The sequence below is a fragment of the Acidobacteriota bacterium genome (assembly GCA_016208495.1).
Taxonomy (GTDB): domain Bacteria; phylum Acidobacteriota; class Blastocatellia; order Chloracidobacteriales; family Chloracidobacteriaceae; genus JACQXX01.
The window spans coordinates 1-18,573 of record JACQXX010000121.1 but is presented as its reverse complement, the minus strand read 5'-3'; the positions used below and the strand labels follow the sequence as shown (position 1 = coordinate 18,573).

Annotated in this window: 9 protein-coding genes; 8 read left to right on the top strand and 1 reads right to left on the bottom strand. The window is 54.4% G+C overall.

The features are described 5' to 3' along the window. Positions 1 to 288 precede the first annotated feature (288 nt). From HY774_25370 to HY774_25350, 5 genes are all read left to right on the top strand, one after another. Complete coding sequence (locus HY774_25370) at positions 289 to 1,146, top strand: DMT family transporter (protein ID MBI4751828.1); 858 nt, start codon at positions 289 to 291, stop codon at positions 1,144 to 1,146. 283 nt (positions 1,147 to 1,429) lie between these two features. Next, on the top strand, positions 1,430 to 7,459 hold the full coding sequence (locus HY774_25365) for a VCBS repeat-containing protein (GenBank protein ID MBI4751827.1): 6,030 nt from the start codon (positions 1,430 to 1,432) through the stop codon (positions 7,457 to 7,459). A gap of 190 nt (positions 7,460 to 7,649) precedes the next feature. Next, positions 7,650 to 8,390 (top strand): response regulator, encoded by a 741-nt coding sequence (locus HY774_25360; protein MBI4751826.1) that lies wholly within the window; start codon positions 7,650 to 7,652, stop codon positions 8,388 to 8,390. 118 nt (positions 8,391 to 8,508) lie between these two features. Beyond that, entirely contained in the window at positions 8,509 to 11,829 is a 3,321-nt protein-coding gene (locus HY774_25355) for a histidine kinase (GenBank protein ID MBI4751825.1), read from the top strand. 504 nt (positions 11,830 to 12,333) lie between these two features. Beyond that, on the top strand, positions 12,334 to 13,257 hold the full coding sequence (locus HY774_25350; protein MBI4751824.1) for a pirin family protein: 924 nt from the start codon (positions 12,334 to 12,336) through the stop codon (positions 13,255 to 13,257). Here HY774_25350 and HY774_25345 read toward each other — a convergent pair. After that, entirely contained in the window at positions 13,235 to 13,480 is a 246-nt protein-coding gene (locus HY774_25345; GenBank protein ID MBI4751823.1) for a hypothetical protein, read from the bottom strand. The genes HY774_25350 and HY774_25345 overlap by 23 nt on opposite strands. A gap of 312 nt (positions 13,481 to 13,792) precedes the next feature. Between HY774_25345 and HY774_25340 the strand changes: the two genes are divergently transcribed. From HY774_25340 to HY774_25330, 3 genes are all read left to right on the top strand, one after another. Continuing rightward, a complete protein-coding gene (locus HY774_25340) occupies positions 13,793 to 14,188 on the top strand; it encodes a response regulator (GenBank protein MBI4751822.1) in 396 nt (131 codons plus the stop codon). Positions 14,189 to 14,269: 81 nt separating this feature from the next. Then, positions 14,270 to 18,049 carry a GAF domain-containing protein gene (locus HY774_25335; protein MBI4751821.1) on the top strand — a complete coding sequence of 1,260 codons (3,780 nt, stop codon included), beginning with the start codon at positions 14,270 to 14,272 and terminating at the stop codon, positions 18,047 to 18,049. 215 nt (positions 18,050 to 18,264) lie between these two features. Continuing rightward, a partial coding sequence (locus HY774_25330) for a hypothetical protein (protein ID MBI4751820.1) occupies positions 18,265 to 18,573 on the top strand: 309 nt, incomplete at its 3' end.

The window sequence follows — 18,573 nt, the reverse complement described above, 5'->3', positions numbered from 1 at the left end:
GGGTTCAGGGTTCAGGGTTCAGGGTTCAGGGTTCAGGGTTCAGGGTTCAGGGTTCAGGGTTCAGGGTTCAGGGTTCAGGGTTCAGGGTTCAGGGTTCAGGGTTTTCGAATCAGTTTCTTTTATCTCCTTTGGCTCTATTTCTGTGGACTGGAACACCATGCCTATGACACGTGCCTTTCGGACCTGAAACCTCTATCTGCATTTGTACTTTACAGTTTCGAAATTGCTTTTTTCTTTTGAAAACTCTGAACCCTGGTTTTCAAACCCTGAACCCTGAACCCTGATTCCATGGAACCAAACCATCCACTCAAAGCACTATTCCTGACCGTAACTGCCCTGACGGCATTTGCGGCCAATTCGGTGCTGTGTCGGCTGGCACTTGGAGCGCAAGCCATAGATGCGGCGAGTTTTACCACGATTCGGCTGGTGTCAGGGGCCGTGCTGCTGTGGGTGATGTCGGCCACGCTTCCGCCGCGAACATTCACACTTCCGAAGTGGAATTGGGCATCGGCTGGATTTTTATTTGGTTATGCAATCTGTTTTTCATTTGCTTACACCGGGCTCACGGCTGGGACGGGGGCTCTGATTTTATTTGGCGCGGTTCAGACCACGATGATTGGCTCGGCATTGCGATCAGGCGAACGTCCGCATCAACTTGAATGGGTTGGGTTGCTGGCGGCGATGAGCGGACTGGTGTATCTGGTCTTTCCAGGATTGACGGCACCGCCGCTGGCTCGATCTGGACTGATGGCACTGGCCGGAGTTGCCTGGGGGGTGTATTCGCTCCGAGGGCGTGGTTCAAAAACACCACTGGCTGACACAACCGGCAACTTTGTGTATGGCGTGCCACTGGCGATTGTGGTGAATGGTGTTTGGTGGCCTCAGGTATTTATAACGCCCAAAGGTGTTTTGCTTGCACTGCTTTCTGGCGCATTGGCCTCCGGAATTGGGTATGTGATCTGGTATAGCGCGTTGAAATATTTGACCGCCACGCGGGCCGCAACCGTGCAACTGGCGGTGCCGGTGCTGGCTGCCGCTGGCGGCGTTATGTTTCTTTCCGAACAAATTTCCATGCGTCTGATTGTTGCTGCCCTGTTGATTTTGGGTGGAATCAGCGTGGCCTTGGGGCGGAAGACTTCAAGCTGAATTTTTTACCACAGAGGACACAGAGGAGCACAGAGGAAAATCAACCACTTCAAAACCTCTGTGTTTCTCTGTGTCCTCTGTGGTAAGTTTTGGCCTTCTCACACATTCGTTTCAGGTGATGAAGTTATTTTGGATTTATTCCTGAACACCAGTCATCAAACGCAGATTTCGGCCATTGGTGGCGCCTTTTGACCGCTGGTTGCAAATTTCTTGGGTCTTGCTGTTTTTCTGGTACAACCTCCTTACTGCAACGTGTTGATTCTGCAAGAGGAGAGCGTATCTAATGAAAAAACAGGGATTTCGTCACAATCATCTGGCCGTCGTCGTGATACTGACTGCCTGCCTGACCTGGGCCGGATATTTCAGAACTGGCACAACCATTCAAGCCAATTATCAAGCTTCTCGTTTATCACAAACCCAATTATCCAAAATCGTTACAATTGAAACTCCTCAGTATCATCCAGCCTTTCATTTTCGTCAGGGGCGGGAACTCGAACTCACGCCGGCACTTGAGACCCAATTGAGTCAGTTTCAAGGCATCCCGAAAGCCCTGGCGAGCGGCGATTTTGACTCCGACGGGATGAAAGATGTGATTGTCGGCTATGAAACGGCGACTGGTGGCACCGTTATAGTGTTTCGGGGGAATCCAGAAACCTTTGCCCCGAGTGATGCCAGAACCCAGAAACTAAAAGCTGAAGGGACATTTACCGAGTCGCCGCTGCTGGAAACTGGTGTGGTCATTGACATTCCAAATCGTCCGGATTTCCTCGGTGCCGGAGATTTTAACGGAGACGGCACCTTTGATCTGGTAACGGCAACGCGTGGTGAAAGCCAGTTGCATCTGTTGTCGGGAAATGGAAAAGGCGAGTTAGGCCACGCTTCAACACTTGAAATACCTGGCCAAATCACTGCGCTGGTCCTGGGTGATGTCAATCGCCAGGATGGTTTGGCCGATGTGCTGGTGTCGGTTGCCGAAACGGAAACTGCACGACTGCTTGTCTTTGAAAGCCCAGACGGTGCTTTACGTCACGAACCAGAAGTCCTCACATTGCCGGCGCCGGCCACGGCTATTGCCGTTGGCGAACTGGGTGGAAGCCCCTTTTCTGATATTGCGGTTGCGGCTGGAACCACGGTGCTGGTGGCCGAAGGCCGCGACCGAAAACTTTCCGTGAGTGACAAACAGGTTGAACCCTTGCGAATCAACCAGCGGAAATTTGATTTCGAGATCAAATCGCTGGCATTGGGCGATTTCGAAGCCGATGACCTGACCGATATCGCAGTGCTGTCAACCGATGGCCAGGTTGAGGTGCTCTCACGCGAGATGCCCGCCGCCCTGCGTCAATCAGCTTCACTCGACTATGAGATTGTGACCAGTGGTCAAAAAGGGGTGGAAACCACAGTTGCAGTCTCTTCGGGAGTTGTCGCGGCGGCTAAAGCCTTGCGAGCCCCGGTTCGATTGTCACAGTGGACTGCCACGCCCTTTGCCAATGTCGGAGCTGAAGCCAATCAACTCGTGCGGGTCAAAAGTTCCAGCCTGTCGCACGATGATCTGGCAGTGATTGGCGAGGCGGCGGACATTCGGCTGCTTGGAAACCTGAGCCAGGATCAATCGCCCACAAAAAAACGTGCCTCTGGGTCATCTTCGCTCCAGGTCACATTGCCGTCTCAAACCGGAGCCCCGGTCGCAATGCTGCCGATGTTGCTCAACGGAGATGGTTTGCAGGATCTGGTGGTGGTGACGCGCAATTCAGCCCGTCCAGGGGTACTTTTCACTCAGCCGCTCGTGGTCTATACCGTCAATAGCACAACCGATACTGGAACGGGGACCGGGACCAGCGGTGATTTACGGTACTGCATTACCCAGGCCAATCTCAGTGCCGGTGCTGATAGCATCAACTTTGCCATTCCCGGAAGCGGTGTCCAGACGATTACTTTGGCCTCCGGTTTGCCTTTTATTACCCAGCCGTTGACAATTGACGGCTATACCCAGACCGGGGCTTCAGCCAATACACAGGCGGTCGGAAGCGATGCGGTACTCCGAATTGAGATCAATGCCGATGCCCTGGCCGTCAACACGCCGGCGGTTCCATTTAACAATGGGAGTGCCGGCAGTCGGATACGTGGGCTGGTCATCAATCGCGCCAATGACAATCAAGCTTCAGCCATTACGTTCAATCAGAGTTCAACTGGGATGGTGGATGGGAACTTCTTAGGCACCTCCGCCGATGGAACGACCTCCTTGCCAAATAACCGGAGTGTTACCATTTTCAATGCCAGCACCATCACCATCGGCGGCACGACGCCTCAAGCCCGAAATGTAATCAGCGGCGGTGCGAGTTCGGTCAATATCAATGTCAATGGTGGTTCTGGTCATTTGATCCAGGGCAATTATGTGGGACTCAATGCGGCTGGAACCGCAACCATTGACGCTGGTTTTGAGACCGGTATTTTTCTGCTTGGAGCAACTACCACCAACGGCTTTGTTGGCGGGACAGCCGCTGGGGCAGGGAATGTCGTCGGAGTGAGAGGCATTGGGGTGTACGTGGCTGATTTCTCGTCAAATATGACGGTACAGCAAAACCTGGTTGGCCTCAACGCCACCGGAACGGCATCGTTGGCGGCGACGGCCACCGGCATGCAAGTGGAAGATAGCGCTTCGGCGCTGGTCGGAGGGACCACGGCTGCTGCCCGCAACGTTGTCGGCGGTACGGGCCTCGGCGTGACCGTGGTTGACACGAGTACCAGTGCCTTGATTCAGGGAAATTACTTTGGGACCAATTCTGCCGGGACAACCGCGATTGCGAATTCTGTTGGAGTTTCCATTACCCGAAATACGACAGGTCACACCATCGGTGGAACGGCTGCCGGCGCCCAAAACGTCATCAGCAGCAGTGGTTTTGAGGGAATCCAAATTACCCAGACCAACGGCCCCCATACCGTTCAAGGCAATCTCATCGGACGCAATGCCGCCAATACCGCGCCGCTTGGGAATGGCACCGGGATCGGCATTGGCGTCCCAGCGTTCCCCGCAAATAATACTCTGGTTGGTGGGACTGGGGCGGGTGAAGGAAATATCATTGCCCATAGTGCCGGGGTTGGCATCCGGATTGAAGGTGGAACCATGAATCGCAGTCTGGGCAATACCATTTTTGGTTCGGGGAGCCTGGGAATTGATTTGGCGCCAGTCGGAGGCAACGGTGTGACCCCAAACGATACCGGCGACCCGGATGCGGGGCCAAACAACCTGCAAAACTTCCCGGTGATCACCCCGATTTCAGCCACATCGGTGAGTGCTTCGCTCGATAGTCTGGTGACCAATACCGCCTATCCGGTACGGCTTGAATTTTTCGCCAACGCGGCCTGTAAACCGGAGGGGACAAGCGAGGGCGAGGTATTTCTTGGTACAACGAATCTGGCCGGACCGGGAAGCGTCACGTTTAACTTTACGGCAGTTCCAGGGCGACCGATCATCAGCGCCACGGCCACCGACAACAATGGCAACACGTCGGAATTTTCGAGTTGTTTTGCCTGCCCAACCGTGACTGGGACCGTCAGTGGTGGTGCAACCATCTGTGCCGGGAGTTCCGCCCAGGTTACGGTCGCTGTGACCGGTGGGACCGGACCCTATAGCGTGACGCTCAATAATGGTGGCGGAACCCAAACGGGAAGCAGTCCATTGACGTTCACTGTATCTCCAACAGTGACAACTACTTACATGGTGCAGTCCGGAACGGATGCCGACACGTGCCCAATCACGGGGAGCGGCAGTGCCACCATTACCGTCCAGCAACCGCCAACACCGGCGAATGCCGGGCCGGATCAAACAATCTGTGCTTCAACCCCGAGTACCACGCTGGCGGCAAATCTTCCGGCCATCGGGGCGGGAAACTGGTCGGTGGTCAGCGGGCCATCAACATCAGCGACCCAGTTTGGAAACGTGTCGGTTAACTCCACGACGTTCACGCCGGCTGGGGGACCCGGGGTGTATACCCTGCAGTGGACGACGAGCAATTCACCCTGCACCAGTTCGAGCGATACCATGACCGTGACCGTCAATCCAGTCGCCACCGTGAATGCTGGTCCAGATCAGACAATTTGTGCGACCGGTTCAGCCCAGCTTGCTGGAACGGTCGGAGGCAGCGCCACCAGCGGCACCTGGAGTGGCGGTGGCGGAACGTTTACCCCCAATGCCGGTACCCTCACGGCACAGTACACGCCAACCGCCGGAGAAATTTCATCCGGAAGCGTGACGCTGACCCTGACCACCAACGATCCAACCGGGCCGTGCGGCGCCGTTTCAGACACGGTGACGATTACCTTGAGTGCATCGGCCACGGTTGATGCAGGTGCCAATCAAACCATCTGTTCGACTGAAACTGTGACTTTGAATGGTTCAATCGGCGGCGCTGCCAGTTCTGCGACCTGGACCGGCGGAACCGGGACCTTTACGCCAAATGCCGGCACGTTGAATGCCGTCTACACGCCATCTGCCGCTGAAATTTCAGCCGGAAGCGTGACCTTGACCCTGACCACCAATGATCCAGCCGGCGACTGTGTCGCGGTGTCCGATACTGTCACGATTACCATTAACCTGGCCGCAACCGTGAATGCCGGTCCAGATCAGGCGGTTTGTGCCTCAACCTTGGTTCAACTTGCCGGAAGTGTCGGAGGTAGCGCCGCGAGCAGCACCTGGAGTGGCGGTGGCGGAACGTTTACCCCCAATGCCGGCACCCTCACGGCACAGTACACGCCAACCGCCGGAGAAATTTCAGCCGGAAGCGTGACGCTGACCCTGACCACCAACGATCCAGCCGGGCCGTGCGGTGCCGTTTCAGACACGGTGACGATTACGTTCAGCCCGTTTGCAACGGTTGATGCTGGTGCCAATCAAACTATCTGTTCGACTGAAACTGTCACTTTGAATGGTTCAATTGGCGGTGGAGCCAGTTCAGCCACCTGGACTGGAGGAACCGGGACCTTTACGCCAAATGCCAGTGCCTTGAATGCGGTCTATGCACCATCTGCTGGAGAAATTTCGGCTGGAAGCGTGACGCTGACCCTGACCACCAACGATCCACCAGGAAGCTGTGTGGCGGTGTCCGATACCGTCACCATTACCATCAACCTGGCCGCAACCGTGAATGCCGGTCCAGATCAAACACTGTGTTCCACGGCACTGATTCAGCTTGCTGGAACGGTCGGCGGTGGTGCCACCAGCGGCACCTGGAGCGGTGGGACTGGAACTTTTGCCCCCAATGCCAATGCACTGGGTGCGATTTATACCCCAAGCCCGGCTGAAATCACGGCGGGAACGGTGACGCTCACCCTGACAACAAACGACCCGGCGGGATTGTGTGGTGCAGTCAGTGACACTGTCACCATCACCTTGACTGGTTTTTGTGGCGTCGAGCTTCCAATTTTGTATGTTGCCGACACGATGAACCACCGCGTTCAGAAATATGATGGTCTGACGTGGCAGGTGATTGGCGCTGGGGTGATTGGGACCGGGCCGGGTCAGTTCCGATTGCCAGAAGCCGTCACTGCTGATGGTTCAGGTCAGCGAATTTATGTCGCCGATACCGGAAACAACCGGATTCAGTGGTCAACTGATGGCGGAACGACCTGGGCTGACTTTGCGACGATTGGAACTGGACTCAACCAGGTACGCGGTCCGCAAGGGCTGGCACTGGATCAGGCCGGTAACTTATATGTCAGTGACACCAACAATAAACGTGTGCTGCGCTTCAACGGCGGTGTTCCAGGTGTGGCGACGTTGCTGGCTTCAGTTGGTGGAGGTTTGGGTGAAGTCACCAGCCCCCATGGACTGGCCATTGATGCCAATTTCAATCTCTATATCGCAGATCGAGTCGCCAGCCGGGTTCTGCGAATTTCAAACGCCAATACTGTGACAACTCCAAACTCAGGTACAGTCATTGCCCAATCTGGAAATGGTTTGTCTCCTGGAGAAGTTCAATCCCCAGTCGGAGTTGCGGTTGATAATGACCGGAACCTGTATGTTGCCGACAGTGGCAATAATCGTATCCTGATGTTTTTCAGAGGGAACTCCGGATCCGCAACCGTGCTTGCCTCTGGAGGAAGTGATTTGGGGCAGGTCGTGAATCCAGAAGGAGTAACCGTGACCCAGTTTATGCTTGGACCAGAATCCGGAAGGCGAAATCTGGTGGTTGGCAACACTGGAAACCATCGCATTGAATCCCGTGAGTTTGGTTCATCGGTTTGGAGACTGGTTGGGACGCCAAACCTGTTTGGAAGCGCGGTTGGGCAATTCAATCAGCCAAGCAAAATTCGCTAGGTTTTGGTTCAGAGTAACGCCTTCAGGCGTGAGGTTTGACGAGTGAGACAGAAGATGAAATCCTCTCGTCTAAAGACGATACTCTAAACTTTTCCATTGCCCTTGACGCTCGCGATTTCCTTGAAGACTATGTGGATGGGTTTCATCATCGTGAAATCTATCCACATTCAGACTTTATGGGTTTAACTCCATGTCTACTCAGGAAATCACGGCGGTTATTGTTGACGACGAACGCATGGCCAGGAAGATGCTGCGCACCTTGCTGGCCGAACATCCCCACGTCCAGGTTGTTGGCGAAGCGTCAAATATTACCCAGGCCATCGAAGTCATTCGTGAAACCAGCCCCGAAGTCGTTTTTCTCGACATTCAAATGCCGGGCGCTTCGGGGTTTGAGTTGTTGAATCAGATTGAAGTCACGTTCAAAGTGATTTTTGTCACCGCCTTTGACAACTTTGCCTTGAGAGCCTTTGAAGTCAACGCCTTACACTATTTGCTCAAACCCGTGGAACCCGAAGCCTTAGCCCAGGCCATCCACCGGTTGACACCCCAGTTCGTTGCGGAAAGTGTAGTCCCAGAGTCAGTGGAAACCCGACTTCAGGCCGATGATCCGATTTTGCTGACATCCGGTGAACGCCAGCATCTGGTGAAAATCAGTGCGATTAAGGTCATCCACGCCGAACGCGAATATTCCAACGTCGTCACTCGCGACGGGCAGCGATTTCTGATGCGCAAGTCCATGTCAGACTGGGAAGCCAAGTTGAGCGATGTTGGATTTGTGCGGATTCACCGGTCGGTGATTATCAACCCGGATTTTATTGACCGGCTTGAAAAAGACGAAGCCGGGAATTATCAGGCATTTCTGGTCAACGAACCCGAAGCCCTTCCAATCAGCCGCCGGTCACTGGCTCAATTGCGCTCAAGGCTAAAATGATTTTAGGTTTCCGCGCTTCCGGGTTCCGGGTTTTCGAAATTCAATTGTTCACTCCTTTTGGTCCTTTTGGTCCTTTTGGTCCTTTTGGTCCTTTTGATCACCAAATTGTGGAGTCGCGATGAAGTACCTCTGGCACCTGATGGCGGCAGTGATTGTGGCAATCAGCCTGTTATCGTTGACCAGTTTGGCGGCTGTATCTACGGTTGATCTGATTTCTGGTGAAGCTGAGCCCGCTTCAAAACTCATCTTTCGCAAATCCACAGATATTGTCAGTTCCGGGCGTCCAGCTTTCAAATATTACACCGACCGCCAGGGATTGCCCCAGAATGCGGTCAGTTCGATTGTGATGGATCGTCGTGGATACCTCTGGATTGGTACCAAAGACGGTGCCGCGTATTACAATGGGCGCATCTGGCGAACGGTCAATCTGCCCAACCGGACCAAATCCAACTTTGTGTGGACCATTCGCAATGCCGCAGATGGTGGAATGTGGTTTGGGACAAGCGGTGCCGGGGTGCTCCATCTCAAAGATGACCAGTGGACCGTCTATGATCAGACGACAGGGCTGGCCGATGACATCATTCATGGCATGATCGAGACCCGTTCCGAAACCGGTGACGCCATCGAACTCTGGGTTGCCACCAATGCCGGAGTCGGCTGCCTGAGTCGTGGCCGATGGCGGATGTACAATGCCCAGTCCGGGTTTCCAGCTCAGGAGGCCCGATGTCTGGCGGTAACGGAAAATGCCAGCCACCAGCGAATCATTTGGGTCGGAACAGAAGGCTCCGGGTTCTGGAAATTTGAAGCCGGTCAGTGGTCACAGGTGCCATTGCCTCCAGGTCGGAAACCCTGGGTTCGCTGCCTGCTGGCTACGACCTGGGAAGGGACACCGGCACTGTGGGTTGGGACGATTGAAGGGCTTTTCCTCTATCAGTCTGGCCGATGGCTTCCGGTCGAACTCACCGATGGCGCCTCAAATACCTACATTCTGTCGCTCCTGGAAACCACTTCACCATCTGGAAACCGCATTCTGTGGATTGGAAATTACTTTGGTCTCATTCGGCTGGAGCAGGGCGAATGGGCAACCTATACCATTGCGAAAGGCGGAAAGATCGGCACCTGGAGTTTGTTTGAAACCAATGCTGAACAAGGTGGAAATACCCTCTGGATTGGCACCGCCGGTGCTGGACTCGTCCGCTGGAAGCAGGGCACCTGGACGAGTTTTGATCAATCCTCTGGACTGGTTGGAAATTCGACCTACAGCATTTTCGAGTCCCAAAATGTAGATAAAAAGCCGACGTTTTGGATTGGGACGACTCAGGACGACTATGGGTGTTACCTGTCACAATTCCGGGAAGGAACCTGGGGCCAGCCCAAAATCCTGCCGCTGGATGGCGGATTTGGTCGCACCTTTCTTGAAACCACAATGAAGGATGGGACTTCATCCTTGTGGATGGGGACAAATCTGAACCTGGCACAATATCACAATGGCGTCTGGAAGAAAGTTACCTCCGGGTATGTCAATGCTTTGTTTACTGAAGCACAACCCTCAGGGGAACCGAGACTTCTGGTTGGATTAGGGCGGGGGTTGTGCCAGCTTGTGGGTACCGAACTGGTTCAAATTCGAATGACACCGGCTGATCCCCAACCAGCCGTCACTGCGTTTACAACCACTCGCCGGCCAGATGGAACCCATACTTTATGGGTTGGCACCACCCAGGGATTGTTTAGATATGAAGATAACCGCTGGGTTCAAATTGGGACCGAATCAGGGCTGGCTGGAAATCAGGTGTTGAGCCTGCTGGCCACAGTTGAGGCTGATGGATTACAGTGGCTCTGGGTCGGCACCAGCAATGGCATGTCGTGGAAAAATGTGTCACAGCCTGGCGACCAGTGGAAAACACTGTCAGAAGCATCCAGTCCGGCATTGCCCAACAACACCGTGTATCGTATCAACCGGGATCACTCCGGGCGGTTCTATCTTTCAACCAACAAAGGTGTTGTTCGACTCAAACCCAAGGGGCTCCCGACAGGTCTCGGCGCATTTGACTGGTATACCTTCACGATTGAAGACGGCCTGCCAAGCAACGAATGCAACACCGGTGCTTCGCTGATGGACTCAAAAGGGCGGGTATGGGTAGGGACGATTGCCGGCGCCGCAGTTTTTGATCCCCTCCTGGAAAGGTCGCAGGTTCAACCAGATCCATTGTTGATTGAACAGGCGCTGGTTCGGAAAAGTAACCAATCAACGGATCAAAATACCCAAAAGCAAATTACCAGGGAAGATTTCGAAGCCCTGGATGTATCACAACCACACATTGAGTTGCCCTATAACCGCAATCATCTCGTGTTTGAATTTGCCTTGCTCAGTTTCTTCCGCGAAGCCGATACCCGCTTTCAAACACAACTCCTGGGCCTTGATGCCGGGCCTTCGGAATGGACATCTGATTTTAGAAAGGAATATACAACGCTGCCAGGTGGGAGTTATGTGTTTCGAGTGTGGGGGAAAAATGCGTCAGGTCAAATTGCTGGACCAGTTGAAGTTCATTTTCGCATTCACGCGGCGCCCTGGCGAACATGGTGGGCCTATGGCGGATATACCCTGATGCTCGGCTGTTTCGGTTGGGCTGGCTATCGGTTCCGAGTCCGGCAACTCCTGGCTCGCGAGCAGGAATTAAGCCGCCAGGTTGCCGAGCAAACCACCAGCCTGATTGAAGAGAAGGAACGCACCATTCGGGCGCTGGCAAAAATCCAGATCCTCAATGACCAACTGGCCGAAGCCAACGCCCAGCTCCAGGATGTCAACCAGCAGGAGCGTGAACGGGCATTGCGCGCTATTTCAGCCGCGCATCAGGCCCAGCTCCTGATGCTCAGATATCAGATCAACCCGCACTTTCTGTTTAATGTGCTGACGACGATTTGGGGACTGGTGGACGAAGATCCGGCGCGAACCCGCCAGATGGTGGCTGGTTTATCGAAATTTTTGCGCTACTCGTTAAACACCGCCAACTCAACCAGGGTTGCCCTGGTCGAAGAACTCAACTCAATCCGCAATTATCTGGAAATCCAGAAGATCCGCTTTGAAGACCAGATTGAAATGACCTATCGGATTGATCCAGCGGCAGAACCGATCAATGTGCCGCCATTTCTCTTGCAGCCGCTGGTGGAAAATGCGATCAAGTATGGCATGCAAACCAGTCCGTTACCGCTCAAGGTGCATATTTCGGCCCGGTATCGCGGCACCCGGTTGCAAGTGCGGGTATTAAACTCAGGGCGCTGGGTTGAACAACATGAACACGACATGCGAGCCGGTTCCACCGATATTGGGTTGAATAATATCCGCCAGCGACTGCACACTGCCTTTCCAGGAAAAGCTGAGTTGCGGGTTTTTCATCAGGCTGGATGGGTATGGATTCGGATTCGGATTGAGGTTGAATAGGGGTTAGGGGTTGGGGGTTAGGGGTTAGGGGTTAGGGGGTAGTGGTTAGGGGTTAGTGGTTAGTGGTTAGTGGTTAGTGGTTAGGGAGCGTTAAAAAATAAGTTCCTGGGGCGCGCTCTGCCACGTCCAGGTTTTGGTTTTGCACCGCGAAGCGTTGCCGTTCGGATAGCCGGTCGGTTGGCGGCTTTGGGCCTACCACCGGTCACGAATGCCATCCCATTGTTTCTTCGGAGCTGCTTGCCCGCGCCCTGCGGGGCGCGGGCAAGCAGCTCCGAAGGGTGAGGGGACCGAACGCTTTTTCCGGTGGTAGCTCCCAAAACCTCGCAACCGACCGGCTATCCGAACTGCAGCCTTTCAGGATGCTCAATCCAAATGCCTGATTCTCAAACAAAAACGGGAAGTTGATTTTTTACAATCCCTTAGTGGTTAGAAATCAATATTTTCGAGGCAGAACCAGGAACCAAGGACGAAGCACCAGTCACCAAAAAACAAGGGGGAGGCTTTATGAAAACTGATTTTTCCAACAGCCAGCCTGAACACTTGCTGCCGGCGCTGGAGACTTTAATCGTGACACAGGTTCGGGACCTGGTTGACGGTTTCAAAGTGCGGCGTGTCTTGCCGACGGCAAAACGTCGGATGGTTGGTCCCTTCACTTTTTTGGACCAGATGGGGCCCGAGGTTTTTCATCCTGGTCAAGGACTGGACGTCGGCGTTCACCCACATATTGGACTGGCCACCGTGACCTATCTCTTTGCTGGTGAGTTACTTCACCGCGATAGCCTTGGCACCGTCCAGCCAATTCGGCCTGGTGAAGTCAACTGGATGACCGCCGGGAAAGGAATTGCCCATTCTGAGCGCACACCGGCAGAGCTTCGGCAAACAGGCGCTGACCTGTTTGGGGTCCAGGCGTGGGTGGCGCTTCCGACCCAATATGAAGAAATGACGCCCGAGTTTTGCCACTACGCAGGCAATGAATTGCCAATCCTGGAGGGTGAAGGGAAATATGTGCGTTTGATCAGCGGGATGCTGTATGGCAGTCGTTCACCAGTTCGGACATTTTCAGAAATGTTTTATGCCGACGCGACACTTGAACCCGGTGCCGAGCTTCTGGTTCCGGCTGACTATAAAGAGCGGGCGGCTTATATTGTCGAAGGTTCAGTCACCCTCCCACCAGACGGCACGCGGTTTGAGGCTGGACAACTGCTGGTCTTCAAGCCGGGCACAGACATACTGCTTCGAGGTTCTGAATTGGGTTCGACTCGAATGATGCTGCTCGGTGGTGAGCCAATGGATGGTCCACGCTATATCTGGTGGAATTTTGTCTCAAGCTCAAAAGATTTGATTGAGCAGGCCAAAGCTGACTGGAAGGCCGGAAAATTTGCACCCGTGCCCGGAGAATCAGAAATCATTCCGTTGCCACATTATTAGGAAATATAGTTCTCCGTTGCGGAAAGGTCGGGTTTCGCCCGGATGGGCGCCGGATAGTAGCCGGTGGTTTGCCGCTTTGGGCATACCACCGGATCAATGCCCATTCCGCTCGCGCCCGGATGGGCGCTGGAAGCGTTCGTCGGTCAGGTTTCGGCGAAAGTTCCGGGACCCTTCGGATTTTGATCCAGCGCCCATCCGGGCGCGAACCATTCCTGATTCGCATTCCGGTGGGTGCGCCTCAAAGCAGGCTGCCCACCGGCTACTTTCCGGCGCCCATCCGGGCGGGAGCTGTCAAGCCCAAGCGACCTTTCCGCAACGGAGAATATAGTTGTTGGTGCTTGATGCCTGGGAACCAATACTATCAAAGTACCAGGTACCAGGCACGAAGCACGAAGCCCCAAAGAGATTTTCTCCACTCGTTGCGTCTTTTGACCGCTGGTTGCAATTTTCTTGGCTTTGGTCAGAGTTGGTGTAGGCTGGCGCTTGTGAAGTCCTCATGCCATAAAGTGTTGAAAGTGAGAGGGAAATTCCCAAAATGATTACCGCCGTCATTGTGGATGATGAACGAGTTGCGCGGAAGATGCTTCGGACCTTGCTCCAGGAGCATCCGGAGGTTCAGATTGTCGGCGAAGCGCAATCTGTTTCACAGGCCGCTGAGGTCGTCGCCAGTACCCACCCGGATGTTGTGTTTCTGGATATTCAAATGCCGGGCGGCACTGGTTTTGAACTGCTAAGCCGGCTCCAGCCTGGGTGTCAGGTTGTGTTTGTCACTGCCTACCATGAATTTGCGGTGAAAGCGTTTGATGTCAGAGCCCTGGATTTTTTGCTCAAACCGGTTGATCCCGTCCGATTAACTCAGACGATTGAGCGGCTTACCGATGTTTTGGACCGAAGTCCCCAAACCCCGCAATCCCGCAACCTTGAACCTTGAAAGAGTATTTTTTCCCATCTGCAAAGCTGCTACACTGGACACCTCGCTCTCAACCCACACATTCATCCTGCAGGAAACACCATGAGAACCATTCTTCGAAGAGGTATTCCGATTCGGTGGGCTGTGGCTGCCGTGGTGGCCGTGATTGGATTGTGTTCCCCGTGGCCAGTGTGGGCGCTTGACCCAACCAAAGCCGTTTCCGAGTACACCCACGATACCTGGCAGGCTGAACTTCCTCAAAGCTCAGTTTTAAACTTGATTCAATCCCGTGATGGATACCTCTGGTTCGGTACCTGGGAAGGGTTGGTACGCTTTGATGGTGTTGACTTTACCGTATTTTCCAGTCGTAACACCGAACAAATGCGGACTAACGGAGTTTCGGCGCTCTATCAAAGCCGCGATGGTGCACTCTGGTTTGGGCTGTTTGGGAGCGGGCTGGTTCGACTTCAGAACGGCCAGTTTACTCCTTTTTCAAAGCGGGATGGGCTGGCCGGTAACATTATCCGCTCTATCACCCAGGATCGTCAGGGCACACTCTGGGTTGGAACTGAACAGGGGCTGTCGTGTCTTGAACCTGGAGGCCGATTTCGTTCTTTCACTGCTCAAGAAGGTTTTCCGGTGTCGCCTGTCCACGCGCTGGCTGAGGATGGCTCGGGTGGGCTGTGGATTGGGGCCAGAGAGGGGCTCTACCGCGTTCAATCAGGAACGGTGACCCGGTTGACGACTGCCGATGGGTTGCTTGACAACTCAATTCGGGCATTGCTCGTGGATCGTGGAGGCCGGTTGTGGGTTGGAACATCTGGTGGCTTGCAATCCTTTTCAAGTGGGAAGTGGGCTTCGTTCACCGTGCGCGACGGCCTGTCGTTTGGCACGGTGCTCAAAATCATCGAAGACCGCCACGGTACGTTATGGATCGGAACCGAAGGCGGGTTAAGCCGATTGACCAGTGGACGATTTTCAGTGCTCACGGTCCGTGATGGATTGCTGGACGAATCTGTCCAGGCGCTCTGTGAAGATCACGAAGGCAGTCTCTGGATTGGGACTAACTGGGGGTTGAGCCGGTTACGCGATGCGACGTTTGTTACTTACACCCGTCAACAAGGACTGGCTGGAAATGTCACCCGAACCGTGATCGAAGACCGCACCGGAAAAATGTGGATCGGAACCGATGGCGGCGGATTGTCCTGTTTGGATCACGGCAAAGTGACGAACTTCGGTCTGGAGCAGGGCCTTCCGAGTATGCTGGTCAAATCCCTGTGTGAAGACCGTCAGGGGCAACTCTGGATCGGCACCAGCGGCGGTGGGTTAGCACGGATGACCAGCACCGGCCAGTTTACAGTGGTCACCACTCGTGACGGTCTGGCCAACAACCACATCCGGGCCATTTTTGAAGATCATATCGGCAGGCTGTGGGTTGGTACCGAAGGTGGGCTGTCCTGTCTGGACGAGGGGCGCTGGCGCAATTACACCGCTCGTGACGGACTTTCCAACGACTTTATCTGTACTTTTGCCGAGGACTCGTCGGGCACTGTGTGGATTGGGACGCTCAATGGGCTGAATCGGTTTCGGGATGGGCACTTCACCCACTTTGACACCGAGCAGGGGCTTTCCGACAATGCCGTCTTAACGCTGTATCCTGATCGGGAAGGGAATTTATGGATTGGGACCTCTGACGGTGGGCTGAACCGGTTTCGGGATGGCACGTTCCGGGCTTATCGGACAAAAGACGGAATGGCTGATAACAAAACCTTTCAAATTTTGGAGGATGATGCCGGAACCTTGTGGATGAGTTCCAACCAGGGCGTGTCTGGGGTGCGCAAATCGGATCTGGACGCCTTTGACCAGGGTCGTCTCCAGACGCTGACCTGTGTCCTGTTTGATCAGGCAGACGGGTTGAAATCCAGACAGTGCAGTGGTTCGTGTCAGCCAGCAGCCTGGAAAAGTCGGGATGGAAGGCTCTGGTTTGCCACGGCAGATGGTGTTTCGGTGTTTCATCCGGCTCAGGTAACCCGCAATTTGCTGGCGCCGCCGGTGACCATTCATCGGGTTCTGGTAGATGGCGAAGCCGTATCGCCGGAACGGATGCCGGTTTTTGCCTCTGGAAAAGAAAAATTTGAATTTCACTACACGGGCCTCAGTTTTGTTGCCCCGACGAAGATGCGGTTCAAGTACCGTCTGGAAGGTTTTGACACGAACTGGAATGAAGTCGGCGCCAGACGCACGGCCTACTACACCAACCTGCCGCCGGGGACCTATGCCTTCCAGGTGCTGGCCTGCAACAACACCGGCGTGTGGTCGCCGACCGGCGCCGTCTTTCGATTTGAATTGTTGCGACCCTGGTGGCAAACCTGGTGGGCCAACCTGATGATCATTGGCGGGATTGCCGGGATTGGGATTGGGGCCTATTCCTACCAGATTCGTCAGTTAGAAAAGAGACAAAATCAGCGGTTGGCGAGGGTGCGCCATCTTCAGAAGCAATACCTGGATGCCGTAGGTCAATTGCTCGAAAGTATTCAGGTGATCAATTCCCAACACGCACTCTCAACCGTACTGCAGGCGATTGCCGAGGAAAGTGCCCGGTTGATCGGTGGATTGCCCGGAGGCATCGGATTTGTTGAGGAACGGCAGGTGGTGTTTCGCCGGATCTGGCTCGAAAGCTGGCAGGATGTCGCCTATCGGGTGCCCTTTGAATTTGGCACCGCTGGTCGCGTCGCAGCAACCGGGACATCGGCCATTGTCAACGAGATCAAAGATGAATCGCATATCGCCTTTCGCGAAATTTTGGAATCACACGGCATCGTCGGGTTGCTGCAGGTGCCGATCATTACCCGCCAGGGAACGGTCGTCGGGGTCTTGATGGTTCGGCGGCCAGCCGGGCGTGCCCCGTTTACCCAAACTGATTGCCGGCTGATTGAATCGCTGGCGAATCAGGCTGCCGTGGCAATTGAAAACGCCCGGCTGTACGGTGAACTCGAAGTCAAACGCGATGAACTCGAAGAAAAAAATCTGATGATCAGCGAGTCGTTGCGTGAGCTGGAACGGCTCTACCAAAACGAGCAGAACGTGTCCCAGACGCTGCAACAGCTCAACCAGATGAAGATCAACTTTATGATTGTCACCTCGCACGAGATGCGAACGCCGCTCGCAGTGCTCAAGGGCTATCTCGATGTGCTGGCCGATGAATTTCTCGGGCCGCTCACCGAAGAGCAGCGCGATTCGCTGGTGATGTGCCAGGATATGATCAACCGGATGATCGGCAATTTCGAAGGCATTCTGGAAATGATCAAGATCAATGCCGGACAATTTACCCTGGAGCGGAACGAGTGTGACGTCTGTGATTTGATCTTTGAACTGCTCAATGACCTCTCTGGATTTCTGAAAAAACGACGCCAAACCCTGACGCTCGAACTGCCGGAATCGGTCGTGCTGCGGATAGACCGCGAAAAGTTGCGGATGGCACTGGTTCACCTGCTCCAAAATGCGATTAAATTCAGTCCGGATGGGGCTCAGATTCAGTTTCGCATGACCTGTGTCAACGAACAGGCCCATTTTGAAATCCGCGATTCAGGAATCGGCATTGCTCCGGCTGAACTGGAGCGAATTTTTGAATTTTTCTACACTGGGGCGGATCCGGCAACGCATACCTCGGGCAAGTATGAATTTTCGGCGCGGGGCAACGGTCTGGGGTTGTCCATTGCGCGCAGCTACATTGCGGCCCACGGCGGGCGCATCTGGGCTGAATCCGACGGTCCAGGCAAAGGAAGTTGTTTTCACCTGGAACTCCCGCTGGCTGAAGTACCAATGCCAGCCATCGCTGAAAACAAAGTCCTATCTAAATTCGACGAAACGATACACAATTAGTCCTCCTGCCTCTAAGTCACCTCTCCTGAAGTCAATCAGAAACCAGCCGTCAACAAGTCGAAGTGGTTCAGGCCGTACCGCTCCACCGCTATGTCTTTAGCTCCTGAAGCCTGAACTCGTTATCCCGCAACCTGATACCATCCTGTTATCTGAGTAAGATGGTAAGTTGTTGAAAAAGCTGTATTTCCCTTAGTACAAGTCCCCATAAATGGGGGATGGAATTTTGGTTCCTCCGAATTGGCTTTCGCCCGGATGGGCGCCGGACAATAGCCGGTGGTTTGCCGCTTTGGGCACACCACCGGATCTTTGGTCCGCAGTGGTTCGCGCCCGGATGGGCGCTGGAAGCTGGTTCGACCCTGTTTTTCGTCGAATTTTCGGCTTCTGGCTCACGACTCCTGTTCCAGCGCCCATCCGGGCGCGCACCCGTGATGGCGACTCTGTCCGGTGGCCGCGTGTCCAAAGCGACACTTGCCGCCGGCTATGGTCCGGCGCCCATCCGGGCGAAAACCAATGTTTCTGCCAGC

Bases quoted from the DNA above. Each gene is read 5' to 3' on its own strand.
- HY774_25370 (MBI4751828.1), top strand. From the start codon at position 289: ATGGAACCAAACCATCCACTCAAAGCACTATTCCTGACCGTAACTGCC.
- HY774_25365 (MBI4751827.1), top strand. From the start codon at position 1,430: ATGAAAAAACAGGGATTTCGTCACAATCATCTGGCCGTCGTCGTGATA.
- HY774_25360 (MBI4751826.1), top strand. From the start codon at position 7,650: ATGTCTACTCAGGAAATCACGGCGGTTATTGTTGACGACGAACGCATG.
- HY774_25355 (MBI4751825.1), top strand. From the start codon at position 8,509: ATGAAGTACCTCTGGCACCTGATGGCGGCAGTGATTGTGGCAATCAGC.
- HY774_25350 (MBI4751824.1), top strand. From the start codon at position 12,334: ATGAAAACTGATTTTTCCAACAGCCAGCCTGAACACTTGCTGCCGGCG.
- HY774_25345 (MBI4751823.1), bottom strand. From the start codon at position 13,480: ATGCGAATCAGGAATGGTTCGCGCCCGGATGGGCGCTGGATCAAAATC.
- HY774_25340 (MBI4751822.1), top strand. From the start codon at position 13,793: ATGATTACCGCCGTCATTGTGGATGATGAACGAGTTGCGCGGAAGATG.
- HY774_25335 (MBI4751821.1), top strand. From the start codon at position 14,270: ATGAGAACCATTCTTCGAAGAGGTATTCCGATTCGGTGGGCTGTGGCT.